Genomic DNA, 24,611 nt, shown 5'->3' on the forward strand with positions numbered 1-24,611 from the left:
GCCACCGTTGTTGGCTCTGCTTCGTACTTCACTGCGACTCTCTTACTCTCATCTTTATTCGGTTTCGTTACTGTTACGTATACTGTGCCGCCTGTTGATACTAGTAAATCTTTTCCTGTGATTGTTGCTTCCTTCGCATCTTTCGCTACTGTTGCGTTTCCTAACTCTTTTCCTTCTGTTGATGCATCATATACTTTTACAACATCACCTTCAGTTACTTCACTCACTGTAATTGTATCCGCATCTCCAGCTTTATTGTTCGCTACTTTTACTGTATCCACCGCTGGTGCCACTGTTACTTGTGATTCATATTTCACCGCTGTACGAGCACTTTCTAGCTCATTTTCACTTTGTACACTTACATATACCGTGCCACCTGTTACTTTTAAAAGATCTTTCCCTAAAATTGTTGCTTCTGTTTTTCCTTCCGCTACTGCTTCTGATGTTACGATTGCTTCTCCACCTTTTGATGCTTCATATACACGGACAATGTCACCTTTTTTCAGTTCTGACACTGTAATTGCATCTGCATTTCCAACTTTATTATTTGACACTGTGATTTTTTCTACGGCTGGTGCCACCGTTGTTGGCTCTGCTTCGTACTTCACTGCGACTCTCTTACTCTCATCTTTATTCGGTTTCGTTACTGTTACGTATACTGTGCCGCCTGTTGATACTAGTAAATCTTTTCCTGTGATTGTTGCTTCCTTCGCATCTTTCGCTACTGTTGCGTTTCCTAACTCTTTTCCTTCTGTTGATGCATCATATACTTTTACAACATCACCTTCAGTTACTTCACTCACTGTAATTGTATCCGCATCTCCAGCTTTATTGTTCGCTACTTTTACTGTATCCACCGCTGGTGCCACTGTTACTTGTGATTCATATTTCACCGCTGTACGAGCACTTTCTAGCTCATTCTCACTTTGTACACTTACATATACTGTGCCACCTGTTACTTTTAAAAGGTCTTTCCCTAAAATTGTTGCTTCTGTTTTTCCTTCCGCTACTGCTTCTGAGGCCGCGATGGCTGCTCCACCTTTTGATGCTTCATATACACGGACAATGTCACCTTTTTTCAATTTTGACACTGTAATTGCATCTGCATTTCCAACTTTATTATTTGACACTGTGATTTTTTCTACTGCCGGTGCCACTGTTGTTGGCTCCGCTTCATACTTCACTGTGACTCTCTTACTCTCATCTTTATTCGGTTTCGTTACTGTTACGTATACGGTGCCACCTGTTGATACTAGTAAATCTTTTCCTGTGATTGTTGCTTCTTTTTTGCCCTCGGCCACAGCAGCTGAAGTTGCTTTCAAGTTTCCTCCTGTTGATGCATCATATATTTTTACAATATCTCCTGGAGCCAACTCACTCACTGTAATTGTATCCGCATCTCCAGCTTTATTGTTCGCTACTTTTACTGTATCCACCGCTGGTGCCACTGTTACTTCCGATTCATATTTCATCGCTGTACGTGTACTTTCTAATTCACTTTCACTTTGTACACTTACGTACACTGTGCCACCTGTTGCTTTTAGTAAATCTTTTTTTGTAATTGTAACTTCTACTTTACCTTCTGCTACTGCTTCTGATGTCGCAATCGCTTCTCCACCTTTAGATGCTTCGTACACTCTCACAATGTCGCCTTTTTTCAATTCTGACACTGTAATTGTGTCAGTTTCACCTTTTTTATTATTTATAATATTCGCCTTTTCTACCGAAAGTGCTGCTGTTTTTGCTGATGTAACCTCAGCTGCAACAGCAGTAATTGATGGATATGTAGCTGAGACTAGTAATGCTGAACTTACACAAACGCTTGCTAAAAACTTCGAATTTTTACTTTTCATTCTCATAATCCTCCCAAAGATTATTTTTCTATTATTTTATTCCTTATAATTTAATATCCCTATTAAAGGATATTTTTATATTAACAGATTATATTATCGTACTTTTTTTAAAAATATGCTAGTGAATTTTTTTAAAACTTGTTATATCTCTTAATATTACGTAATATAGAATGAGTGACATGAAATATTTAACGAAAGTAACACAATCTACTAATAAATATTGAAAATTAAATATCATTTGAATAGCTTCGACAGCAGAAATTTAAATAACCACCATGTAGACTTTTCAAATGTGACTTTCCAAATAAAAATGCGAATATGGTGCAAGAGATGAGCGATTTTTAAAAGCTTAAACTTTCAATTAAATTTGCACTAAATTATAATCTTTAAAACTATTTAAATAGCCTCATAAAAAAGAAAAAGCCGGATACACATAATCCTTCCTTTTCTTTAATCCTGTTAAACAGTTCCGATAATCGCTCTAGATTTGTAGACGTAGAAGAATCTTTATATGGATTGTTATGAATGATAACTTTAGGATACATGTTTTTTAGATTATGAAGAACATACTCTTTTCTTATTTCTTTATCGTTATTTAAAATTCAAATTATTAATTCGAGTTACACTAAACATATTTTTATAAAACACCTTTTCCTTTTACGGAACGATTCCACACAAAACAAAAGGGAAATACATATAAACTATGTATCTCCCTTTTGTTTTGTACCCAAATTTTATTACTGTGTTACCGTCATAACTTGTCCGCTACGGTCAACCATTATTTTCATTTTTCCGTCTTGTGCATTATATAGCCCTAGTTTATGTAATTCCATTTTACAATCTTGTACGAAAGTTGGTAATTTACGAATTTGATCAATATCAGAACTTGTAATGAAATGAATTAAAAGCTGCGTCATGCCTTTAATATCTTGCACAAGCTCTTCTTTTTCTCGTTTTAACCTTTCATTTTCTAGTTGTAACGACTGCAATTCACCTTCTAAGCTACGTGTATTCTTCGCCTCTCTAGAACGCCCTGCTGCCATGCTAGAAAGCTTATAAATACCTTCCATAAACTGATGTAGTTCGTCTTCTTTCCTTTCACTACATTGATTAATTGTTTCAAAGTTATCAACAATACCAGATATAACTGTTACAAGATTTTTTTCATCCTCTTTATGCTGGATTTCTTCTTTTAATTCGTACTCGTTTTCTTGTTTTCTTGCAACGATTGTCTCTTTTACTGGTATATATTTTCGCTTTCGTCCTGGTTTTTGTTTTTCAATATTTTCAAACAATATTTCACGTTTTTTTAATTTATAATACGTATTTTGCAATTGACTTTCTGTTTTTGGAAAAAGATTTAGTTCATTTTTACTTACGTATTTTGAAATATTTAAAATGTTTAAACCGTGACGTTGACAAAATTGATACACTTCATACAGTAGCTCTAGTTCAGACTTCAGCCATGTAATTGCTGATTTTTCATATGCTCGCATCCCGCCATTTTTTTCTATATCTATTTGAAATAATACCATTCTATTATATAAATCAACTAATTCTTCATACTTTACTTGGAATTCTTTTTCTATTTTTTTAAATTCCACCTCTAGTTGCATATCGTTCATTTTATTATTTGACATGTTTTGTAAAAGACCTAATACATTAATTGCTGTGTGGTGATACATAATCTGTGCCACTCCCCCTCATCCTTTCACAATTCTCATCTGACTCCCATGTCTTTTAAGAAAATAGCAATTTTTACATATCCATATTATAACAGTTCGAAATTATCTGTCAAATAATAAACATACAAAAATGTATAGAAAGTATAAAAATTTGGAAAATGTTTTTTATTAATATGTAAAATTGCATATTAATTACATTTAATTATATTATATGGTATTTTGAATGTTTTTTCACCGAAAAAATTTGCGTTACCACGAAATGTTACTAAAATAACCCTCGAAAATACGTTTGCTTATATTTTCAAATCAAAAATCTTCATTTGAAGATTTTTTCATACATACAGCGCCAAACATCTTAGAAACCTTTCATTTTTCTGCCAGGTTAGAGTATAGAATACCAAAAAGGAATTAGCCAATGCTACACATGGCTAATTCCTTCCCCTCTCTAACAGAATAGAGTTATAAATCTAGTCTTCAGATCCTCAATCAAAGTCTCACTTCTTCTTACCTAAACTTCATACCTCTGAACTCACATCGCATGAGACTCTATTAATCACTAAAAACTTACTTACATAAGTAGTTCCCCTATTCCTACTAAATAGAAAAATGTTATACGCCAGCTCTTCTACTTACCTATAACCACTCCATATCTCTGGTCTCAACATCGCATAGGGCTCTATTAAGCACTGACCGCTCAACACTTAGCTAGAGCTTCTATTCTGGCTAAATAGAAGCTTTTAAAGCACTAACTTATCAACTAAACCAATTAGCTCTTGAATATCTGGCTTACTTACTTGGGCATTTGCTCCTACAGCTTCACCTTTATGGAATAATTCATTTGTAATTAATGAAGAGAAAATAATGACTGGTAAACGATTCATTACTTCACTATCCTTAACCACTTTCGTTAAATGATGTCCATCCATTTTTGGCATTTCAATATCCGTAATTAGCAAGTGAATATGTTCAAACATTTTCTCGCCTTGCTCTTTCGCTAATTTTTCAATTTGCGCTAACGCTTCTGCACCATTGCTGAAGAAGTTCATTTTCGTATATCCAGCTGATGATAATGTTTCTTCTAATATTTGGCGTAGCATCGCTGAATCTTCTGCAATATAAATTACTTTTTCAGCTCGATCTGTTTTTTGTTCTAACCCTGCAATTGATTTATTGTCATAACCAGTGCCGCTAATTTCACATACAATTTTTTCATAATCTAATAGTAAAATGATTTTGCCATCTAGTTTTACAATACCAGATGTCGTTTCTTCTAGTCCCATAGATAATGAAGCTGGTTCATCAATTTGTTCCCACGAAATACGTTGAATACGATGCACTTCATCAACGCGGAAAATAACTTTCATTTGGTTTAATTCTGAGATGATAAATTTCGTTTGATCAAGTGGCTTTGTTGACTTTAAATTAAGAGCCATTGCCAAGTTAATAACAGGTAAAATTTCACCACGTACTTGAACAACACCTTCAACTGCATGATGAGATTCTGGCACAGTTGTAACAGGGAATGGATTAATGATTTCACGTACTTTCATAACATTAATACTAAATAGGTTTTCACCAACAGTATACGTAACAATCTCTAATTCATTTGTTCCGCTTTCTAATAAAATACTTTGTGCTTGTGACATAAAGGTGTCGCTCCCCTTCCATTAATTCCGTATATCTAATTATTAAGCTTTATAAAAGCGAAAAAGTCAACTACCTATATAAAAATATAGATAGTTGATCGATTCATTTTATTAAAAAACAATTAATCTTGTATAAACGAAGCAAGTGCTTCTAATAACACTTCTTGCGCTCCTACAATTTCTGTCGGCATTGCTTCCCATTTTTTCGAAAGCTCCGTCTCTACTCTTATTCTCAGCTCAGAATTCATTTCTGCTAGCACATATTCTTTCGTTGCTATATCAACATCAAGTAGCGCAAGTGCATATAATTCCGGGTCATTTATTTTTTCGAATAATCGTTTTAATACCACCGGTGCTATATGTTTTAATTTTTCAATATGAATCTCCTTATCAGAAAATAGTAACTCATATTGAATAAACGTAACATTTTCTTTAATCACTTTAAAATAACAATTATTTTTTTTATCATTCACAAAATAACCGTTTGGATCGGCAATAATACTCTCTACTTTACGGATTAAATCTGGCAAACTATTCGCCGCCATTACAGTCCGCTGCTCAACCTCACTCGGCGAAATGAATGTAACGCGATACTTATTTTGCGCCATCCTCCTCACCTCTCCTTTTATAAAAATCTATCGTCACATACTATCCAGAAGGCACACTGGCCTACTATGAAATGATTATCTCATCCCCATCCATCTCAGTATGCCTCCATAGCTCTATTCTTACAACTAGGAGCTCTTCTGGACCATAAATGTTTATCCACACTAAACTTTGCTTACCTCTTCTTATACTACTCTAGTAACTCTCCATACCTCTGTCCTTACACACCAGTCGAGGTCCTATTAGGCACTAACCGCTCCAAAACAACGCTGGGTCCTCTCGTCAACCCTAAAAAGAGCTTTTAAGATCTTTTTAAGAACTTTTCAATAACTCTATGTTATTAAACCAAAACGCTATCTGCTGATCCGTAATATTTGGCAACATAACAAAAAACTCACGACACTTCATCTCATCCTTAAACAGCTGATACTTCCAAACGCTATCGCTACCAACACTTATGAAATAAAACTCATGGATACGGCCAATGATTGCTTGTTTTTCGCCAAATGAATACGGAGGCACTTGCTTAATTTCAAATTGATCTGGTAAATATACATGCTCTTCTCGTTCTATTTTTAATACTTGCTCGGCAAGTTCACGTTTATTTTCGAAAAAAGGCAATTGTAAAATTCGCTCTTGTCTTGTCATACGAATAAAAAACCCTTTCTACTCCATTACATTTTTTCATTACGATATATTATCGAATTAAGTTTACAACTTCATTTAATACTTCATCTGAAACTTTAATTACTTTCGCATTTCCTTGGAATCCGCGTTGGTATAACATTAAGTCAACGAATTCTACAGATAAATCCACATTGGCACCTTCTTGTGCACCACCGCGTACTTTACCTGCACCATTTTGACCAGATGCACCAAGTGCTAAAATACCTGTTGTATTCGTCGCTGTATAGTTACCATTACCTGTTTTCATTAGTCCACCTTCGTTCGGGAACATCGCAACAGCTAATTGACCAGCTGATTTCATACTTCCATCAGAATATTTTACCATTACATATCCACCGTCAGCAATGAAGCAATCTTTAACCGTCGCTGCTGCTCTACCATCTACGTCTGTTACTGATAATGTTTTATCTGTTGGATGATTTGTTAAATGACTTAAGTCTAATTTTATAGAGCCTCCATCAAACGGAATATTGGCTCCTTGCTCTTTCGGATTTGGATTTCCAACAGCATCAAATGTCATATTACCACCTGCACCTTGAACATCTTTAAACTCTGTTTCTTTTTTCGAGTCATTGCGCATTTGTACTTTATATGTATAATTATGTTCACTCGTTTGTTTAAACTCTACACGCATTGTCCATGTATTCCCTGCATTATCATATACAGGTAAATCTTGTGTAATTTGTTTTTCACCAGTTGGAATATTCCCTTTAATTGTCCCTTTCGATGTTCGAATACCACCAATTGCTGTTCCCATTGGAATTTGCAACGGTCCTGGAATTCCAGATAAATCAACCTCACCAGTTGCCTCATTCGCAGGGTATGCAAACACGTATTGACCTTCAGTATTCGTAATATAGTAATCTGAAGATATCCCAAACGTACCTTTACGAGTAAATTCCATATTTCCGCCTTTTGAATCACCTACAACGAAGAAACCATTACCTTCCATTGCTGCTTGTGTTTTGCCACCTGTTAACGTAATTGTACCATCACTATAATCCGTAACCGTACCACTCATTTTTACACCGTTACCAATACTTTTCGGATTCGTTCCTGCATATTTACCGTCACCTTTTGCACCAATCGAATTGTTATATAGTAAATCATCAAACATTGCTTTTTGTTTTTTATAACCTACTGTTTGTGCATTGGCAATATTATTTGAAGTTACACTTAATGCATTTTGTGTTGCATTCATTCCTGTAATACTTGTATATAACGCTTTAATCATAACGTATGGACACTCCTTATGAATTTGTAGTTTTTACTTCTTCAGTTACTTTTTGATCGTCTTTCTTTGCGTCTTCTGGGTTCGTTTCCCCAATCGGTTTATCAGACACTCTCTCAACGAAACGAAGAGATACAACTTTATTATTAATAACGAGCTGTACGTCGTTATTTTCCGCAAGGCGAACCGTTTCTACTTGACCGGTTACTTTGTTTCCGTCGCCGTCAACACCTCTTACGTATTTACCTAAAAACTTCATTCCACCATCAAGTGCTGTTGAATACATCGTTGATTGCAGCTTATCTACTGCTTTCGTCATATTCTGTACTTGTTCCATAAGAGATAACTGTGCTGTCTGATTCATCATTTGATTCATATCCATCGCATTAAATGGATCTTGATGTTGAAAACTTGATAAAAACAATTTCAGGAAATCATCTTTCCCCATTACCCCAGGAGTCTTTTGCGCTCCTGCAGAAACTCCATTACTTTGTTGCACTGGCGATTGTACACCATTAACAGGTACATTACTTTTTTGCGCTCCTGTTTGTAACGGAATATGATTTGTACTCGTTGTATTTAATCCAACTGTTGGCACGCTTTATTCCTCCAATAATCCCGCAAATTCTGTTGATTGTTGTTTTTCATGATTTGTATTTGCTAATTTCTGTTTTTGCCTTTGCTCTTGTTCTCGCTGTTCTTTACGATTTTCATCTTTATCTGAATAGCTAATTTGAATGTTTATTTCTTTTTCTTTTAACTTTAATTTCAATTCATCAAAAATGATTTCAACACGTTTTTTCGCATCGTGTTTTTCCATTTCTACGTGAACGTCAATTTGATCTCCGTGTTTTTTCATAAATACTGTTAATGTACCAAGTTTTTCTGGATTTAACTGAAATAAAACACGTTCTTGTTTCACTACAAATTTTTGCAGCGCTTCTACTTGCGCTTCCATTTTCTTTCCTAAGTCAGGTAATGAAACTTTCTCAGCACCACTATTTGATTTCCCTATGTGTTCGGTACTCGTCGTTTTATTTAATAACTCTGCACCTGTAGAGCTCGAATCATTTAATGCATCAACCTCTGGCAACTCTACCTTTGCATCATCGCTCTCACCTTTCGGAAGATCTACGTCTTTAAACTCTTCTTGTTTCTTTGCGATATTACAAGTTTCTGTTTCTACAACCTTCAATGCTTGCATCGTTTGCTCCGGCATCTTCATTTTGTCTAATACCATTTGCATTGTATCTTCTAAACATATAGCATTTTTGATATTCATATTTGAAAGAAGTTCTTGTAATTGTTGTAATTCAGCTGCAGGTAATTCATTAAGTTTAATATTGCCATATTCTTGATATAGCTCTTGTATTTTTTGTATGTATTGATATAACAATTCCGGCTGCACATGTAATTGCTCAATTGCAACCATTTGCTCAGATACAGCTAATAACAACTGTTCTGTCTCTTTTTTTTCTTCTTTCTTTACAATAGGCTCTTCTTTCGTTACCGATTTTTTAGAAAGAATATAATCTTTTTTCTCTTCTGTTGGTGCTTCTTCTCGTTTCGTTTTCTCCGTTTTCGGCTGTTTTTTATTTTCCATTCTCATCGTACGATCGAATGAAGAATCTTCATTTTTTGATTGTATTTCTAGCCCTTTGTCTTTTTGCGGAGGTAAACTTTGTTGCACCGGTAATACAGACTGTATCACTACATTCACCTCATCCATTCATACACATTTTCAAATCCAGAAGCATTTTTTCTTCCAGCTTTTCTTGTGCTTTCGCAAGCTTTTTGCAATTTTCTTGATACATCTCATCAATGACACGTTCTTTTTCTTTTACTTGCTCTAAAAGGCTTTCATTTTTTTGAATAAAACCTTCCGTTTTTTTAATTTTTCGATTCCATTCTTCTATTCTTTCAGGTGAAAACGTATGTGAAGAAAGCATGCCAGCCATAATACGTTGCCCAGTTTGTACGACTTTACTACGCGATTTCACAACATATAAATCATATTCTTTTTTTTGTTCTATTTTTCTTTTTTCAGCTGTTAATTCATACACTTCTTTTAAAATATGTTCTTTTTCTTGATTTATTTGCAATTTTATTGTGTCGTACTGCTGTTTATCCACCTGTTTTCATAGCCCCTTCCTATTATAACGTTCTCTTTTTCTATTATATAGTTTTTTTCCAAAAAAATCTGTGAAATATTAAAAAACAAAAAAAATAAGACCTCTTGGGCAGAGGCCTTATACTATATGGTGTATCGCTTCAACGATATCATCAAATTGGAAACTATCCGATCGACCTTGCTTTAAAAACGTATTTATACCTTCTACTTTATTTTTACATTCAAAAATATAAGCATTTTCTTCATTTTCTTGAATCGTTCCTAACTTAAAATACAATTCATTTTCTTTATAAATTGATAAAATTTTTCTCATTTCATTTGCAAGTTGCCAATGATGTGGCGAAACAATTTCTTCCATAATCCTACTTACTGAATCTAATACTGAAATTGCAGGATAATGACTAAGCGTTGCAAGCTCACGCTTTAATACAATATGTCCATCTAAAATACCACGTGCTAAATCTGGTACAGGACCATTTAAATCGTCCCCATCAACAAGCACCGTATAAATACCTGTTATAGATCCCTTTTGTGTTTTCCCGGACCGCTCTAACAGCTTCTTCATATAACTTTCCATTAGCAGTGTTTTACCACCAATCGGTAACTCTTTAACAGCAATATCAACACTTCTTCGTGCATCGGCAAAACGAGTAACAGAGTCCATCATAAGTAATACGTTATTGCCTTGATCACGGAAGTATTCAGCAATAGACGTTGCGAGTTTCGCTGCACGAAGTTGCATAAGATGACTTTCATCTGACGTCGCTACAACAACGACGCTTTTTCTCATACCTTCGTCGCCTAATTCTTTTCGAATAAAGTCTTTTACTTCCCGGCCACGTTCTCCTACTAAACTAATAACGTTTATATCAGCTTTTGCGTTTTTTGCTATCATTCCAAGTAAAGTAGATTTACCAACACCTGATCCAGCAAAAATACCAATCTTTTGACCGATACCAATTGTTAGCATAGAATCAATTGATTTTATTCCTGTTTCAAATACATCAGTAATCTCTTCACGTTCAAATGCATGTATAGGCGGTGCATCTAGTTTTATTTTCTGTAATGGAATGTTTTCAGCGTCCTCATTTAATACTTCACCATTTGCACTTAACACTTTTCCGAGTAAGTGATTACCACGTGGTACAACAACATCTTCTGAAATTAAAATCACTGAATCTCCATAACATACTTTTTCTGTCTGTTCAAATGGAAGTAGCATATTATTTTCTTTTTCAATAGCAATCACTTCACATAAGACCTTATGTTCTCCAACGAAGCAAACATCTCCAATCTTCGCTTTCGGCCCTTTTGCTACGAAAAACTGTTCTTGTACACTATGAACTTTGCCTACTTTCGTATACAGTGGTGTTTCAATGAACTTATTCCATTTTTCGTTCTCATTCATTAACAGACGGCTCATACATTTTGCTCCTCAAATAGCTTCTCTTCTTCCCATTTCTGACGAAGTTTCGCAAATATAGGTGCAAATTTAAATTCAAAGAACTCTTTCTCTTCTTCCAGAACAAATTCACCAAACTGCAGGGAGAAATCATATTTCCATTCTACTAATTGTAGCAACCAATATTCTTTCGTATTTTCCTTCTCTTCTTGAATACGTTCAAACGTTTCTGGATGTACTGTAATGATTAATTTTTCAAACGAAGTTGGCAATGTTTGCACGATGCCAGTTAAAATAGGTAACACATCAAGCAATCGTGAATCTACCGCTTGATTCACGATTTTTTCTGCTAGATGAAAAGATTGATCCCATAATAACTCTGTCCATTCGTATGCTGTTTCTTGTTGTTCTTTTTGAAACTGCACACGCGCTGCTTCCATCTGTTCCATTTGTTCATGAATATGCATTTGAAATTGTTCTTTATCTTGTAATAACTGCTGCCGCTCTCTTTCTAGCATTTGCTGCTCTTGCCTTAGCTGATTCATTTCCATATGTAATGATTCTTGCTGGGCGCGAAGTTCTGCATGATCAGCTTGTAATTCTTCCTCTTCTATTTGGACTGAAGCTGGTTTTGGAAATTGTAATTCATACGTTTCTTCAGAAAAAGAAACAGAATTCTTCGGAATTCTGTTTTTAAATAAGGACATCCTCTTCACCTCTTTGAACGATAATTCTTCCTTCTTTCTCTAGCTTTTTCACTGTACCAGTGATCGTTTGCTGCGCTTTTTCAGCATCCGTCATCTTAAGCGGTCCTAAGCCATCTAATTCTTCTAGAATCATCTCTTTACGGTTTGAAGACATACATGTAAATAGTTTCTCTTTAATTTCTTCTTTTGCAATTTTAAGTGCTTTCGCAAGAACACCGTTATCTGTAATTTCTTCTAATACACGGCGAAGCGCAAGAGCTTCAAGACCAAGTAAGTCTTCAAAGACAAACATATTTTCTTTAATTTTCTCAGATAACTCATAATCGACTTCATCCAGCTTTTGAAAGACTGTTTTTTCAACACCTCGTGAAACGTTATTTAAAATGTTTACGATCGTTTTCAAGCCATCAGTTTTATTAATTGCACTGAATGCCATATTATTTAATTTCGATTTTAACAACTCACCAATTTGATTAATTAATTCACCATCAACTTGTTCTAACTTCGCAATACCCATTACCGTCTCTACTCGTTTATGATCTGGCAATCTCTCAATTAATTGAGACGCAAGCTGCGGTTTAATATAAGAAGCGATAATTGCAATTGTTTGTGGTGATTCATCATTAAGCACTGTAAGAAGTGGCTCTAAATCTGTAAGTGAATTTAAGAATTCAAATGGATTATCTTTGTTATACCAAAGGTCTTCCAATAATTTTTCCAGTTCGTCTTCTGGCATGTTTTTAAATATGCGACGAATGTATTCTTTATCTGGAGTGACTAAGTTCAATTCTTTTACATTTAGTTCATATAAGAACTCTCCTAGTACATTTTCTAACGTTTCTGGTTTATATACACGAAACTTCGCGATTTCACGAAGTAATACTTCTTTTTCCTCAGCTGTCATATATTCAATGACTTTTGCTGCCACCCCTTCTTCTAATGTACGAATAAGGATGGCAGCTTTTTCTTTGGAGGAGATTTCATCTAACATCGTTGTTCCTCCCTTACTGTCCGTTTAGCCATTTTTTAATTACTTTTGCAGTACCTTCTACATGTTCTTTCGTAGCATCCTGCACTTGTTCATCTAACGTTGGTTCTTTCGGTTCTTCTGGTTCAGGTTTTGGCTCTGGCACTATTTTTTCTTCAGGAATTTCCAAGATACTTTCATTACTTGCAGCAATTTCATCTTCTGCTAAGTATTCTTCATATTCCTCTTCTTCTTCTTTCTTTCTCTTACGTCTTGCTAATAAGAACCATACTAGACCACCGATCGCTAATAAGCCAGCTGTAATTCCACCGAATAACCACCAGTTCATGCCACTTTTTTCTGGCTCTTTCTCTTTTTCGACTTTCGGCTGATCGAACTGAACAGTTACAACGTTAACTTGACCATTTATAAAGTTACCGTTCGGATCAGCTTGAAGTCCTGCCGCTGTTCCGATTGCTTCTTTAAAAGTTGTCATATCCATTCTACGTTTTACTAGCGTATCATTATCTACCCATACAACAACATTTGTTTTCGTTAATTCTGGGTGTTTCTTAATTGTTTCAACTGTTTTATCTATTTCATAGTTTTCTATTTTATTACCATTTTTATTATTATAAACAACTTTACCATTTTGATTATTGTTCGTACCGTAGTTCGGCACTTCACCGTTTGCTGTAATACCAGCACTTTGCTTCGTATCTGTCCCTTCTTGCGCAGTAGAGCTTTCCTCTTGCTCTTGTTTACTACGAAGTACACCTTTATCACCATACTTTTCTGACTGACGTGTAACTTCATCGTAGTTTACAGATACTTTCGTATTCACTTTATATTCATTCGGTTTAAACATCGTCATTAATGTTGCATCAATATCTTGCTTTAATTTACCTTCAAGTTGATGCTGCATCTCTACTTCTTTCTCATAAGAAGAGGAACTACTAGAATGCGCTTCATCTGCTCCTTTTGAGATAACACCTTTTTTACTATCAATAACACTTACTTCTTCTGCCTTCACACCAGGAACTGCTGCACTTATCATTTGCTGTATACCTGCAACTTGATCAGCTGTTAACAATTGGCCACGCTTCACTCCAACCGTAATCGCCGCTGTTCCTTTTGCTTTTTCTTCATCAAAAATCGTCTCTTTTTCAGGCAATGTAATTTGAACATTTGCCGTTTCAACTGTCGCAAAGTTTCTTACAATATCTTGCTCCAATTGCTTCTTCGTACCGACAATTTGCTTCATTTTTTTATCTTGCTCACTTGAACCGAGCGAGCTTTCTAATAAAATTTCCTCACCGCTTTTAGAATTAAACGGTAAGCCCATCCCATTCATTTCTTTTCGAACCCATGGAGCATCATTCTTTTGCACACGAATCGAACCATCGGCCGCTAATTGATAATCGACACCTAACTTCGATAATTCTGCTGTAATCTCTTGTTTATCTGTATCATTTAAATTTTGATATACAACAACATATTTATCTGGCAAGGTGAAGTATAAAAGTGCTCCTGTTACAATCGCTAAAAGCGCAGCACCAATTACTAACTTATGCCACGTTTTTAACGATTGGATAACATTTTTCATCTTTTCCATTTAAACACACCCGTCCACTTTCCTAAATTTGCATATTAATTAGTGACTTATAATTTTCAATAAGATTATCACGTACGAGAGCAGCTGTTTTCATTTGAGACTCAGCTTTCTTTTGCTGAATTAAAACGTCATGTGTTTCTCCTACCCCTTTAGTTAGTAAATCATATACTGCTGTTTGTGCATTGTTTTGCGTTTGATTCATATCTTCCAATAAATCAATAAACTTTTTCCCCTCAACTACAGATGTTTGAGAAGTTTTCGGTGCACCAATTGACTGAATTGCTCCAAATGGTTGTGTATGTAACATTGGTTGGATTTTCATATTACTATCTTCCCCCTTATCCTCGGCCGATTTCTAAATCTTTATCAAGCATTTTTTTATTTGCATTTAATACACTCGTATTCGCTTCATACATTTTTTGAGCAACCATTACATTCGTCATTTCAGCAGTTACATCAATATTTGGATAACGTACATATCCTTCTTCATTTGCGTGCGGATGCGTCGGATCATACACTAAATTTTCCGTTTTGTCTGCTTCAATACTTTTTATTTTTACTCCATTAGTAGGAGCACCATCTAACATACTTGCAAAACTATTGTTTGATTCTAGCACCACACTACGACGCTCATATAAATCTGCCCCCGGAGCCGCCGTCGTATTCGCATTTACAATATTGTTAGAAGTAACTTCCATCCACTTTCTCGCTGTCGTTAGCCCTGAGCCACTTGCATTAATTGCCTGAAACATCCGTTGTCTCTCCTTCTACTTAACGTCCGCGTGCCGCTTGGTTAATTGCATATTGTGTATTAATCGCGTTAATTGAAATACCGTATAACTGATTTGCTTTCATTAAATCTAGCATTTCTGTCGTTACATCCACACTATTTCCGTCTTTATTCGTTTGCATTGATTTTGTTTGAATCTTTGCATATGTATTTTTCATATTTACTGTCGGCAAGTGCATTTCATTCGTTTGATATAAATCTGGATTGCTCTTTAAATCAGCCGCATTGTTTTTATATAATGCACTACTTTTATTCATCTGCTCAGCAAATGTTACATCTTGTGCTTTATAGCCAGGTGTATTCGCATTTGCAATATTACTAGAAACCGTATTTCGTTTCGTTACTAAATAATTCATATAATGGCTTACATCACTCACTAAATCTGGCATATTCCACACCCTTCCTTTTCTAACTTAATGATCCACTGATGGAAGTTTCACTTCATTATTTATTTTCTTATATGTATTTATTAAAATATTAACTATTATGTACCCTTACATATTTTATTCCATTTTTCCATTGTTGTCTTTAGAAAAATATAAAAATATAAAAAAGAATACGAAAAAACTGTATACACGCAGTAATTCATGAAACATTTCAACATATGAACTACAAACTAAGTTCATTTTTATATTATTTAGATTACTACTTTTTTATTACAGTCATAAAGTGAAACCTCAATCAGCGGAATTCTTTATTTAAACAAAGGAATGGATCCCCTTTTAAAAGGGGAATCCGTTTCCAAACTCTATCATTAATATTTACCGTAAAATGAATTAGCTTTCATCCGCCCATCATTTTCCATTATCATTTCTTCCAAAATCTTTTGCTTATCTCGAATATGCTGAGCTGCCTTAATAATGAATGGGCTTACTTCTGCTGCAACTTGTGCACGTGTTTCTTCATCCAATGTCATCATCCAGCGATTTAACATTTCACTCTTCTCAGCAAACTCTCCATCTGACACTTGCAATTCACCGATTTCATTAAAACAGCCGACAAACGTCCGATAAATATCATTGTTCATTTTCAAGTGCTCCGCGGTAACCATCTATTAAATCTTGTAATACTTTCACAATTGCATCCATGTCTTTTGCCTCACGAGTCACTTTCATCGTTTGAATTTGAATGCTAATCCAATCGTATAAGCCATATAAACTATCATATAAATCTTTTGTAATTTCAGGGTTTAATTGAAGTTTTAATTCTTCAAAAATACGTTCTAACTTTTCAAGAAGCGCATCTCCTTCTTGTAAGTTAAAAGTATGTAAAAGTTCTTCTAAATTACGAAACTCTACAATACATCTTTCATAAATAAAAATTGTATTTTTAATCGGATTACTCGTCATAATATCATTTTGCATATAACGTTGCCATGCTTGCATACGATCACTTCCTTAGATTTCATTAATCATCACTTTTTTGTTTTGTCATTGCTTTAATTGTTTTTAGCTGACTATCAAGCGCCGCTAATGTACTTTCTAATTTTTGATATTTCTTTACAATATCATCTTGTTTTTGCTTATTTTGAATGTCAATATCATTGATTTTACGATCTAGTTTCCCCACACGGTCATCTATAATTTTTATTCTTTCTCCTATGATTCCCACGTCACCGAATATCTTATTAAATTGTGTATCTATTTGTTTTCCAAGACCATCTGCACTAAAAAAGAATTGTTTTGCCGCATCCGGGTTTTCTTTCAAAGCGTTTGTTAATTTTGCTTCATCAACTTGTAATGTACCCTCTTTTGTCACCTGAATACCATACGAAAACAAATAATTTCCATCTTGTGAGTATGTTACAATATTATTCATAATCCTTCTAATATCACCCATAATATTTTGGCCTTGAAGCGCTCCATTTTTCCCACCAAATAATTCTACTGTAGATACCGCTTGATTATAATTGCTTACCATTTTTTTTATAAGTTCATTCGCTTCTTTTACATTTGAATCTTCTACTGTAAATTTAACGCTCTTTCCTACCTCAGATTTATCTAGTTGAATTTTAACACCTGGAAGAGTTTCTATTGTATTTGACTCTCCATGCTCTTCAACCCCATTAATTACATATGTTGAATTTTTAGCCTTTTCTATTTCATTAAGTGTACCATCTGTTTTTACAAATCCCATCTTTTCTAAAAATTGACCGCTATCTTCTAACTTAATAGCTCCCTTTTCGCCCATTTTTGAAGAAGAAAAGAATATCTTATTTCCAAGAGAATATGCCGAAACTCCATAATTTCCACTATTAATTTTATTTATTAATTGACGGTATGTAGTATCCTTTGTAATTACAATATCCTGATTGTTAATCTTTATTGTTTCTTCCATATCAATTTTAGCATCTAAATCCGCTATCTTTTCACTTGAAATTTGATGGCGTTGAGCCAATTCTTTGACTTCAATATTAAAGGTTCCTGCAATTGCTGAAGCATCTGCTGTCACACTAATATATCCTTCTTGAGAGAGGGTTACTTTTTTTTCATTCCCTTTAAAACTAGATAAATCTTTCATTGTTTGTGTTAGAGAACTAAATTCCTTTTTCAAACTTGCATATAATAATTTTTCTTGTGTAAGTTGTTCCTTTTCATTATTATAAGGAGTTTTCTTCATATCCAACGCTTGTAATTCTAATTCTACTAGCTTTGAAGTATCTATTATATTATTGCCTAGATTCCAAATTTGTTGTCTATTACCAATACCTGTTGATGTAACTGCCATTAACTACCACTCCTTTTTTACATATAATCTAAAATACTCGTTTTACTCATCGTACTAACAGCTTTTAACGTCGCTTCATATGTTGCATTAATATATGCTAAGTCGGAAATTGCTACCGCTAAGTCGACATCTTCAATTTCTTTACGGTTTTCTTGAAGCGCTAAATTTTGTTCGCTTAAAATTGTTTTAAACGTCTCCATTGTGTTCATTGTTGAACCAACTTCAGTTGTACGGTTAATGATGCCATCTAAGTTTTTCTTGTTTTCTCCTAATAACGGTTGTAACGCTTTTTGATCACCTTTTTGCATCGCTTCACTCATCTGTTTTAACGTCTTTATAACCGGAGATAATAATGCCTCTCCGTTTCGAAATGCTTTTATTTCATAACCGTCATTTAGTTGCCAGTTCACATCATTTTGTCCACCTTGATACGTACCATCTTCTGTAAATGGCAGTTTTTCTGCACTATCACCACCGAAAATATAACGACCTTGCTCTTTCGTATTCGCTAAATATACAACTTGTTTTAAAATTTGATCAATCTCTGCACCAATGGCCTTCAATTCTTTTTCACCATTTTGCTCACTTAATGCCTGCACCATTAATTGATCTGTCCTCGTTAGAGATTTCAAAACACCTTGTAAAGTATTTTCAGTTTGTGTTAATACATTTTTCGAATCCGCTATATCTTTTTGCATTTGCTCCATATTCGCCAATGAATGTTGAATCGCAAATGACTTACTTGCCGCAAGTGGGTCTTCACTCATAAGAAGATTTTTCTTCCCTGAAGTTACTTGATTTCGATGATATTGCTGTTGCACGTTCAAATCCATTAACTGATTCTTTGCCCAGTTTGCATTTTGAAATGTAGATACTCTCATTTCTATCTCCTCCTTATATATTTTCAATCAATTACTATCACCTATCGAATAATCGAAAATAGACTATCAAACACTTCATTCATCGTAGTAATAGCTTTAGAGTTCGCCACGAAATATTTTTGGAAGGCCATTAAATTTACCATTTCCTCTTCCATATTTACCCCTTCAACGCTCATCTTTTCTTGCTGAATGCCTTCTAATAAGTCCCCATGAATTTTTTGATAAGCATTCACTGCACTTTTATCAGAAGCTACACGAACTATGAATTGGTCTAATGCTGCTTTATAAGAAAGACCTTCTTTATAGTCTCCATCTGTAATTGCTGCTAGTTTATTTGCTGTTTCAGCAGATATTTTCATTTTCGAAATATCTTTTTGAAATTCTGGATTTAACTTCATATCTTTCGCATGATCTCCAACGAAGAAATCTTTTCCCATCACTGTATTCACTTGATTTTTCACTGAACTCATTAAGTCTTCAAGATTTTTTTTATAATCAACAATCTTCGCTTTCGTGTCAATCGCTGATTTTATCGCTCCGCTAGTTACATTGATTTCTGAACCGTAAATCTCAACTGACATTGGGTCTTTTTCTTTATTTAATTGAAGTGGATATGTATCTTGTCCATTTACTGTTAAAATACCATTCATTCTAACACTCGCAATATTAGGATTCATAGATTCATAAGATACTTCGATGTTTGCATACTTAGACATCTCTGTAACGATGCGATCTCGTTCGTCTAAAAGTTGATTCGGCACTTGTGTACCTGCTTGTCCAATTTTATGATTCGCTTCTGCTAAACTAGCAGCAAGACGATTAAATTCATTAACATGCGCTTCAATATCTTCTGCCGTCTGCGCTTCCACTGTATCTAAGTTTTTCGCAAGACGATTTACTTGACTTGTGAACTTCCCAGTTTCAGAAATTAATGTATCGTAGTAGTTTGGTTGTTCTGGATTTTTTGCCACTTCACGAAAGGCATTAAAGAAACCGTCCATTAAACTAGATAATGAATTCTTTCCTGTCGTTCCAACCATAGACTCTACACGTGATAAAGTCGAATTCATATAGTTATAGTAAGAGAGCTGAGATAATTGATCATTAAACTGCTTCGTCTTTACCTCATCAGTAATACGGTCAACACCTAGCGTTTGTACACCGTAACCAATTCTCTGTTCTGGCGTATGACCATTACTTGCTCCAACAGATCCGTAATTCACCATTTGACGCACATAACCCGGTGTATGAATGTTAGATAAGTTTTGTTTCGTTGTTTGTAATCCCATTTGAGCCGCTAGCATCCCTGATAGCGGTGTATTATAATCAGATAATCTCATAAAGCTTCACTTCTCCTTTACAATAGTTCATTCATAAAGATTTGCGAATTATTGTTTCGCTCTAAATTATATTCAGAAACAGAATCCACAATACTTTCTGTAGTTTTTAATAGTACGTTTAAGTAATATTGATTTTTCAAAAGAATCATTTTTACATTCTCTTCTAATTCAGTTACGTTTTTTTGTAATTCTTCCATTTTTTCAATTTCTTCTTGAGAAAAATACGAAAATAATGCACTTACACGAGATGCTTCAACATCCTTTTCTTTACAAAACTGAACAACCATTTCTTCGAATGAGCTAGATAGTCCTTTTAAACCATCAATGTACTGCAATTGTTCTACTTGTAACTTTTGAACTGCATTTATATCTTTATTTTTTAAATTCTCATATATTTGCTCTCCAAGCGCTTGAATATTTTCATACGCCTTTTGTATAATAACGAGCTTTTCATATAATTGTATGTACATATAGCTTCCTTCCTTTTACAAGACTAAATTCACAATTAAACCATGGATTTCTCCAATTTGATTTAACATTTCTAAATGTCCTGTTTTCGTATTAATTAAATTCATAACATCTTCTAATTCATTCAATCCCATTTCTGCCTGTTTCACAATCGTCATTTTCTGTGAATATCCATAACGTGGGTGACGAGACATGACATCTTTATACTGCAATACATTATCAACGTAAAAATTCAAAAATGATTTTACTGTATTTTTGTATTCCATTACATTATCAAGCGTTAATTCCATTTCAATTTTTTCTTTAATTTCTCCAATATTATCGACAAACGCTTCCATTTGTTCTAGTAATTTATCTTTTTTCGGATCTGCATGCAAATTATCCGAAAATGCAAGTCCTGTCCTGACATTTGCTTCTTTCGGCATTTGAGTAGCAGGCGGTATATGCGATAAAATTGGATTATGCGAGATAGAACGTAGCATATATATCACCTATTTATTTTTTTATTTCTTCCTAAACTTAATCGTAAAATCCAGTTATTTATAATTATACTCTGAACAGTAATATTTTGCAGTTATTTTTTATAAAAGATATGTTACAATTTAGCATGAGGTGGCACAATTCTATGAATATTTTCCTTTGTGGTTCAAATCAATTAACAGCATTAGATCAAGAAGAAATTAAAAAATTTTTAACTGACTATGCTCACAAACATAAAATTTACATATTATGTTATAAATCTATTGAAAATGAGGTTCTTCGTTTTTTCGTTGAGAATGAAAGACTCGCTCAAAATTTATGCCTTTACACGCTGCAACCATTGCAAGCAATAACAGATGAATTTCAAGAAGTCGTTGATTACTTAAAAAAACACGGAGCCGAATATGTTGCTTTCGATCATCCTTCTGACTCCATTTACCGATCAGATTATATGTTTTTTGTTAAACAAATTATTGAAGACACTGATTTAGTTCTCTGTTTTTATAATGGGGACAAACATACATCTGTCATCCCTGTCGATGTTGCAAAAGAAGCAGGTATTGATGCTGTCATTTATGATTTACCAGGATTACATGAAAAGCAAATGAAAAAAAGCTTTGAACAAAAAATTCGTATGATGTAAAGGGGGCGGCACAATATCATTATTGTGCCCATTGTAAATATGATAATTGAACAAGATTATGATCATTTTATCACGAGTTTTAAACAACAATTCAATATGGATATCGCTTCGTATAAGCAAGATAGAATGCGCCGTAGAATCGATGCTTTCATTTCGAGAAAAGGCTTTGAAAACTACACTAACTTTTTAAACAAATTACGTGCTGATCAAAATTTATTTTTAAATTTTATTGACTATATTACAATTAACGTTTCAGAGTTTTTTAGAAATAAAGAACGATGGCAAACTTTAGAGTCGAAAGCACTACCTAAATTACTCGAACAAAATAGCGGAAAATTAAAGGTATGGAGTGCCGCTTGCGCTGCTGGTGAAGAACCGTATACACTTTCTTTAATTTTATCAAAGCATCTAGCTCCATTTCGTTTTGAAATTCAAGCAACAGATCTTGATTTTCATATTTTAGAAACTGCAAAACGCGGTCAATATACAGAACGTTCGTTAAAGGAATTACCTAATGATTTGAAAGAACGTCATTTCACAAAAGAGAATGATCTATATTCATTGCATCAAAACATTAAACAAAACGTCTCGTTTAAACAACATGACCTTTTAATGCAGTCATTCGATACAAATTATGATTTGATTATTTGTCGCAACGTAATGATTTATTTTACCGAAGAAGCAAGAGTAAAACTTTATGAAAAATTTAGTCGTTCTTTACGAAAAGGCGGCGTACTATTTGTTGGTAGTACGGAACAAATTTTAACACCCGAGCGTTACAATCTTCAGCGATTTGATACATTCTTCTACGAAAAAATATAAAAAAGGTCGTCACAATGGAGTGACGACCTTTTTACATAACTCGAATTAAAATAATACCGACAATCCATATGAAGAGAAAAAGAAACGTCATAGACCATTTATGTTCTTGCATCGTTTGTTTCAATGCCTGTGATAATTGTGTCATGTTAATTTCCGCAAGCGCTCTCCATACACTTACATCCCGATCTTTAGCAATGCGGTCTGTAACACTAATTAAAATTGTTTCGTTAGACAATTTCGTTATATAAGCAGTAATAACCGTTACCATCAAATTTATATTTCCTTCTGAAGAATCACTTTCCACTCTAGAAATAAGTGCGCTCACATCTAGTAACGGAATATGTACTTTTCTACCAAATGATAGTTGTACTTCAGCGAAATCATATGTTCCATCTAACAAAGGAAGGTCTTTTATATGCGCCTGCTTAACAAGCCCTTGTAGGCTTCTAATTACTTGTTCAAATATTTTTTCTGTTTGCTTACCTTCTCCAGATAACGTATGTAGCTTTTTAAAAAGTTGTAACACTGTATCCATCTCTTTAGAAAGCATTTCCTTCATAATCTTTCCATCACTTAAACTTGCAAGTAAAATACCTATTTCATTATTTTTCGAAATAATTTTAGACTGTCCAGTAAACACTAAATTGCTACGCTTTCGTTCTTTCTGGATTTCATGCTCCGAAATAGCTGCAGGCTGTTTTAATGGTTGTAACGCCTTATCTTCAATTGTCGTACGTTTAATCTCCATTTAAGCGCCTCCACTACTATGAAATAATTAGCCCCATTCTTTATTACTCTTTAAAACTAAAAACAGTACGAATAAACCTGACATGATAGTAAACACATCCGAAGCTTGTACTCCCTGTTCACCTTTTTCTTCTTTCTTGTCTTTTGATTCTTCTTTTTGTTCTTTCTTTTTAGAGGCAACTTGTTTGTTATTTTTCTCTTTTTGGTCCTTCGCCTTATGTACTTCCTTGTTGTCTTCGAACGGCTCTTTTATGACGTAAGTAAATTCCTCTTTCTCTTTCAACGGTTCTTTTATAAACTTATTTACTTCCTCATCTTGCTTCGGAATTTGAACAACTGGTAATTTTTCTTCTGGAAGCGGGTTTTTGACTTTCAAATCCTCTTGCTTCTCATTTTCTTTCTTATCTTCTAATTCATTTTCTAGTTTATTATCTAATTTATCTTCTTTCTCTTTCTCTTCTATCTTTTTGTCATCTTCGTTTTTTGGCGCCAAAATAGAAATGGTATATTCACTTTCCTCAACAAGTTTATTACCTGCTGCATCTATTATCTCTACATGTAATTCGTATGGCCCAGCTGGCAATTCTTCTGTTATTTCAAATATTTTTTGCCAATCCATATCATACTTGTTGTAGTCTAATAAAAACGAAAGCTCTTTATTTTCTTTCCCTTTTAATGTAACGCGCACTTCTTTTACAGCCGATTCTATATCTGACGCTTTTACTCGTATATGTATAGAATCTCCCTGTTTTCGTTCAACTAAGTTCTCTTTTACTTCATCAATTGTAACTTTCTGTAACTTTGGCAATTCTTTATCTATAGTTGGCGTTTCATTTTTAATACGAATGAGCGGGACTTTCACTTCATTTTTTACGATTTCTTCTTTCTCATTCTCTTTGTAACTTTGAACGAGCTGGAGATTCCAATCACCTTGCAAATCAAAATCCTCTGCTTTATAGTTAGCAACCCAGCTCTTCGTTTCTTCATCATACTCAAAAGATAGTATTCTTTCTTGCGCATATTGCTCGCCATTTTTTTGTAACTGCAATATACCTTTCATGCTTTGAATGTTTTTCCCATTTGGTTCTACAGCAATTCGCACTTCTTCGCCAACTTTAAGCTCCGGCTTATCTACTGTAACAATTCCTTGTTCCGTTTCTATCTTTCTTTCACCCAATTGTTT

26 protein-coding genes and 1 pseudogene are annotated in these 24,611 nt (G+C 34.2%); 2 read left to right on the plus strand and 25 right to left on the minus strand.

Going from position 1 to position 24,611, the window contains the following annotated elements:
• The 23 genes and pseudogenes from MR160_RS25085 to MR160_RS25195 form a co-directional block, all read right to left on the minus strand.
• Positions 1-1,853 (minus strand): annotated as a pseudogene (locus MR160_RS25085) (hypothetical protein); the annotation flags it as partial.
• Positions 1,854-2,590: 737 nt separating this feature from the next.
• Entirely contained in the window at positions 2,591-3,538 is a 948-nt protein-coding gene (locus MR160_RS25090; protein ID WP_242298329.1) for a DNA-binding domain-containing protein, read from the minus strand.
• A gap of 737 nt (positions 3,539-4,275) precedes the next feature.
• Positions 4,276-5,184 carry a chemotaxis protein gene (locus tag MR160_RS25095; protein WP_000075943.1) on the minus strand — a complete coding sequence of 303 codons (909 nt, stop codon included), beginning with the start codon at positions 5,182-5,184 and terminating at the stop codon, positions 4,276-4,278.
• Between the two features lie 122 nt (positions 5,185-5,306).
• Positions 5,307-5,792: a hypothetical protein gene (locus tag MR160_RS25100; RefSeq protein WP_000068301.1), complete on the minus strand. Its 486-nt coding sequence runs from the start codon at positions 5,790-5,792 to the stop codon at positions 5,307-5,309.
• Positions 5,793-6,102: 310 nt separating this feature from the next.
• Positions 6,103-6,438: a DUF3964 family protein gene (locus tag MR160_RS25105; RefSeq protein ID WP_000198167.1), complete on the minus strand. Its 336-nt coding sequence runs from the start codon at positions 6,436-6,438 to the stop codon at positions 6,103-6,105.
• A 49-nt stretch (positions 6,439-6,487) separates the two neighbouring features.
• Positions 6,488-7,711, minus strand: a complete 1,224-nt coding sequence (locus tag MR160_RS25110) for a flagellar hook protein FlgE (protein WP_000588324.1) — start codon at positions 7,709-7,711, stop codon at positions 6,488-6,490.
• Positions 7,712-7,727: 16 nt separating this feature from the next.
• Positions 7,728-8,306 (minus strand): flagellar hook assembly protein FlgD, encoded by a 579-nt coding sequence (locus MR160_RS25115; RefSeq protein WP_001143485.1) that lies wholly within the window; start codon positions 8,304-8,306, stop codon positions 7,728-7,730.
• Between the two features lie 3 nt (positions 8,307-8,309).
• On the minus strand, positions 8,310-9,419 hold the full coding sequence (locus MR160_RS25120; protein ID WP_000616444.1) for a flagellar hook-length control protein FliK: 1,110 nt from the start codon (positions 9,417-9,419) through the stop codon (positions 8,310-8,312).
• 10 nt (positions 9,420-9,429) lie between these two features.
• Complete coding sequence (locus MR160_RS25125; RefSeq protein WP_000360860.1) at positions 9,430-9,840, minus strand: hypothetical protein; 411 nt, start codon at positions 9,838-9,840, stop codon at positions 9,430-9,432.
• A 117-nt stretch (positions 9,841-9,957) separates the two neighbouring features.
• Positions 9,958-11,262, minus strand: coding sequence for a flagellar protein export ATPase FliI (locus tag MR160_RS25130; RefSeq protein ID WP_000088683.1), 1,305 nt, complete (start codon positions 11,260-11,262; stop codon positions 9,958-9,960).
• Positions 11,259-11,948 carry a FliH/SctL family protein gene (locus MR160_RS25135; protein WP_000051697.1) on the minus strand — a complete coding sequence of 230 codons (690 nt, stop codon included), beginning with the start codon at positions 11,946-11,948 and terminating at the stop codon, positions 11,259-11,261. Before MR160_RS25135 ends, MR160_RS25130 begins: the two co-directional genes overlap by 4 nt.
• Positions 11,935-12,939, minus strand: a complete 1,005-nt coding sequence (fliG, locus tag MR160_RS25140) for a flagellar motor switch protein FliG (protein WP_000883363.1) — start codon at positions 12,937-12,939, stop codon at positions 11,935-11,937. Before fliG ends, MR160_RS25135 begins: the two co-directional genes overlap by 14 nt.
• A 13-nt stretch (positions 12,940-12,952) precedes the next feature.
• Positions 12,953-14,530: a flagellar M-ring protein FliF C-terminal domain-containing protein gene (locus tag MR160_RS25145; protein ID WP_000413954.1), complete on the minus strand. Its 1,578-nt coding sequence runs from the start codon at positions 14,528-14,530 to the stop codon at positions 12,953-12,955.
• Positions 14,531-14,552: 22 nt separating this feature from the next.
• Entirely contained in the window at positions 14,553-14,852 is a 300-nt protein-coding gene (fliE, locus tag MR160_RS25150; protein WP_000701672.1) for a flagellar hook-basal body complex protein FliE, read from the minus strand.
• 16 nt (positions 14,853-14,868) lie between these two features.
• Positions 14,869-15,282, minus strand: coding sequence for a flagellar basal body rod protein FlgC (gene flgC, locus MR160_RS25155; RefSeq protein ID WP_000484680.1), 414 nt, complete (start codon positions 15,280-15,282; stop codon positions 14,869-14,871).
• A gap of 19 nt (positions 15,283-15,301) precedes the next feature.
• Positions 15,302-15,709: a flagellar basal body rod protein FlgB gene (gene flgB, locus MR160_RS25160; RefSeq protein WP_001113106.1), complete on the minus strand. Its 408-nt coding sequence runs from the start codon at positions 15,707-15,709 to the stop codon at positions 15,302-15,304.
• Between the two features lie 365 nt (positions 15,710-16,074).
• Positions 16,075-16,347 carry a hypothetical protein gene (locus tag MR160_RS25165; protein WP_001058079.1) on the minus strand — a complete coding sequence of 91 codons (273 nt, stop codon included), beginning with the start codon at positions 16,345-16,347 and terminating at the stop codon, positions 16,075-16,077.
• Positions 16,337-16,705 (minus strand): flagellar export chaperone FliS, encoded by a 369-nt coding sequence (locus MR160_RS25170; protein WP_001149524.1) that lies wholly within the window; start codon positions 16,703-16,705, stop codon positions 16,337-16,339. Before MR160_RS25170 ends, MR160_RS25165 begins: the two co-directional genes overlap by 11 nt.
• Before the next feature lie 22 nt (positions 16,706-16,727).
• Positions 16,728-18,047: a flagellar hook-associated protein 2 gene (locus tag MR160_RS25175; protein ID WP_000301747.1), complete on the minus strand. Its 1,320-nt coding sequence runs from the start codon at positions 18,045-18,047 to the stop codon at positions 16,728-16,730.
• Positions 18,048-18,064: 17 nt separating this feature from the next.
• Complete coding sequence (locus MR160_RS25180; RefSeq protein ID WP_001266418.1) at positions 18,065-18,928, minus strand: flagellar hook-associated protein 3; 864 nt, start codon at positions 18,926-18,928, stop codon at positions 18,065-18,067.
• Positions 18,929-18,969: 41 nt separating this feature from the next.
• Entirely contained in the window at positions 18,970-20,268 is a 1,299-nt protein-coding gene (gene flgK / locus MR160_RS25185) for a flagellar hook-associated protein FlgK (RefSeq protein WP_001239708.1), read from the minus strand.
• A gap of 17 nt (positions 20,269-20,285) precedes the next feature.
• Complete coding sequence (gene flgN / locus MR160_RS25190) at positions 20,286-20,738, minus strand: flagellar export chaperone FlgN (protein WP_000275875.1); 453 nt, start codon at positions 20,736-20,738, stop codon at positions 20,286-20,288.
• A 15-nt stretch (positions 20,739-20,753) separates the two neighbouring features.
• The gene (locus MR160_RS25195) at positions 20,754-21,218 is read right to left on the minus strand and encodes a YaaR family protein (protein WP_000946323.1); all 465 of its coding nucleotides are present in this window, start codon (positions 21,216-21,218) and stop codon (positions 20,754-20,756) included.
• A gap of 143 nt (positions 21,219-21,361) precedes the next feature.
• On the opposite strand from MR160_RS25195, the gene MR160_RS25200 reads away from it, so the two are divergent.
• Positions 21,362-21,859 carry a flagellar motor switch protein FliG gene (locus MR160_RS25200; protein ID WP_001020110.1) on the plus strand — a complete coding sequence of 166 codons (498 nt, stop codon included), beginning with the start codon at positions 21,362-21,364 and terminating at the stop codon, positions 21,857-21,859.
• Positions 21,860-21,898: 39 nt separating this feature from the next.
• Positions 21,899-22,681: a CheR family methyltransferase gene (locus MR160_RS25205; protein WP_141540655.1), complete on the plus strand. Its 783-nt coding sequence runs from the start codon at positions 21,899-21,901 to the stop codon at positions 22,679-22,681.
• Positions 22,682-22,712: 31 nt separating this feature from the next.
• Here MR160_RS25205 and MR160_RS25210 read toward each other — a convergent pair whose 3' ends face one another.
• Entirely contained in the window at positions 22,713-23,429 is a 717-nt protein-coding gene (locus MR160_RS25210; protein ID WP_000403948.1) for a hypothetical protein, read from the minus strand.
• Between the two features lie 27 nt (positions 23,430-23,456).
• Positions 23,457-24,611, minus strand: a 1,155-nt coding sequence (locus MR160_RS25215) for a transglycosylase (RefSeq protein ID WP_242298327.1), incomplete at its 5' end; no start/stop codon positions are given.

It is taken from the genome of Bacillus cereus group sp. BfR-BA-01382, from assembly GCF_022663475.1.
GTDB lineage: Bacteria > Bacillota > Bacilli > Bacillales > Bacillaceae_G > Bacillus_A > Bacillus_A thuringiensis_S.

Excerpts from the sequence above, each read along its gene's own strand:
- MR160_RS25200 (WP_001020110.1), top strand. The coding sequence starts at position 21,362 with ATGAATATTTTCCTTTGTGGTTCAAATCAATTAACAGCATTAGATCAA.
- MR160_RS25205 (WP_141540655.1), top strand. The coding sequence starts at position 21,899 with ATGATAATTGAACAAGATTATGATCATTTTATCACGAGTTTTAAACAA.
- MR160_RS25105 (WP_000198167.1), bottom strand. The coding sequence starts at position 6,438 with ATGACAAGACAAGAGCGAATTTTACAATTGCCTTTTTTCGAAAATAAA.
- flgK (WP_001239708.1), bottom strand. The coding sequence starts at position 20,268 with ATGAGATTATCTGATTATAATACACCGCTATCAGGGATGCTAGCGGCT.
- MR160_RS25100 (WP_000068301.1), bottom strand. The coding sequence starts at position 5,792 with ATGGCGCAAAATAAGTATCGCGTTACATTCATTTCGCCGAGTGAGGTT.
- MR160_RS25135 (WP_000051697.1), bottom strand. The coding sequence starts at position 11,948 with ATGTCCTTATTTAAAAACAGAATTCCGAAGAATTCTGTTTCTTTTTCT.
- MR160_RS25110 (WP_000588324.1), bottom strand. The coding sequence starts at position 7,711 with ATGATTAAAGCGTTATATACAAGTATTACAGGAATGAATGCAACACAA.
- flgC (WP_000484680.1), bottom strand. The coding sequence starts at position 15,282 with ATGTTTCAGGCAATTAATGCAAGTGGCTCAGGGCTAACGACAGCGAGA.
- MR160_RS25195 (WP_000946323.1), bottom strand. The coding sequence starts at position 21,218 with ATGCTACGTTCTATCTCGCATAATCCAATTTTATCGCATATACCGCCT.
- flgN (WP_000275875.1), bottom strand. The coding sequence starts at position 20,738 with ATGTACATACAATTATATGAAAAGCTCGTTATTATACAAAAGGCGTAT.
- MR160_RS25175 (WP_000301747.1), bottom strand. The coding sequence starts at position 18,047 with ATGGCAGTTACATCAACAGGTATTGGTAATAGACAACAAATTTGGAAT.
- MR160_RS25170 (WP_001149524.1), bottom strand. The coding sequence starts at position 16,705 with ATGCAAGCATGGCAACGTTATATGCAAAATGATATTATGACGAGTAAT.
- MR160_RS25145 (WP_000413954.1), bottom strand. The coding sequence starts at position 14,530 with ATGGAAAAGATGAAAAATGTTATCCAATCGTTAAAAACGTGGCATAAG.
- MR160_RS25210 (WP_000403948.1), bottom strand. The coding sequence starts at position 23,429 with ATGGAGATTAAACGTACGACAATTGAAGATAAGGCGTTACAACCATTA.
- fliE (WP_000701672.1), bottom strand. The coding sequence starts at position 14,852 with ATGAAAATCCAACCAATGTTACATACACAACCATTTGGAGCAATTCAG.
- MR160_RS25130 (WP_000088683.1), bottom strand. The coding sequence starts at position 11,262 with ATGAGCCGTCTGTTAATGAATGAGAACGAAAAATGGAATAAGTTCATT.
- MR160_RS25095 (WP_000075943.1), bottom strand. The coding sequence starts at position 5,184 with ATGTCACAAGCACAAAGTATTTTATTAGAAAGCGGAACAAATGAATTA.
- flgB (WP_001113106.1), bottom strand. The coding sequence starts at position 15,709 with ATGCCAGATTTAGTGAGTGATGTAAGCCATTATATGAATTATTTAGTA.
- MR160_RS25165 (WP_001058079.1), bottom strand. The coding sequence starts at position 16,347 with ATGAACAATGATATTTATCGGACGTTTGTCGGCTGTTTTAATGAAATC.
- fliG (WP_000883363.1), bottom strand. The coding sequence starts at position 12,939 with ATGTTAGATGAAATCTCCTCCAAAGAAAAAGCTGCCATCCTTATTCGT.
- MR160_RS25180 (WP_001266418.1), bottom strand. The coding sequence starts at position 18,928 with ATGAGAGTATCTACATTTCAAAATGCAAACTGGGCAAAGAATCAGTTA.
- MR160_RS25090 (WP_242298329.1), bottom strand. The coding sequence starts at position 3,538 with ATGTATCACCACACAGCAATTAATGTATTAGGTCTTTTACAAAACATG.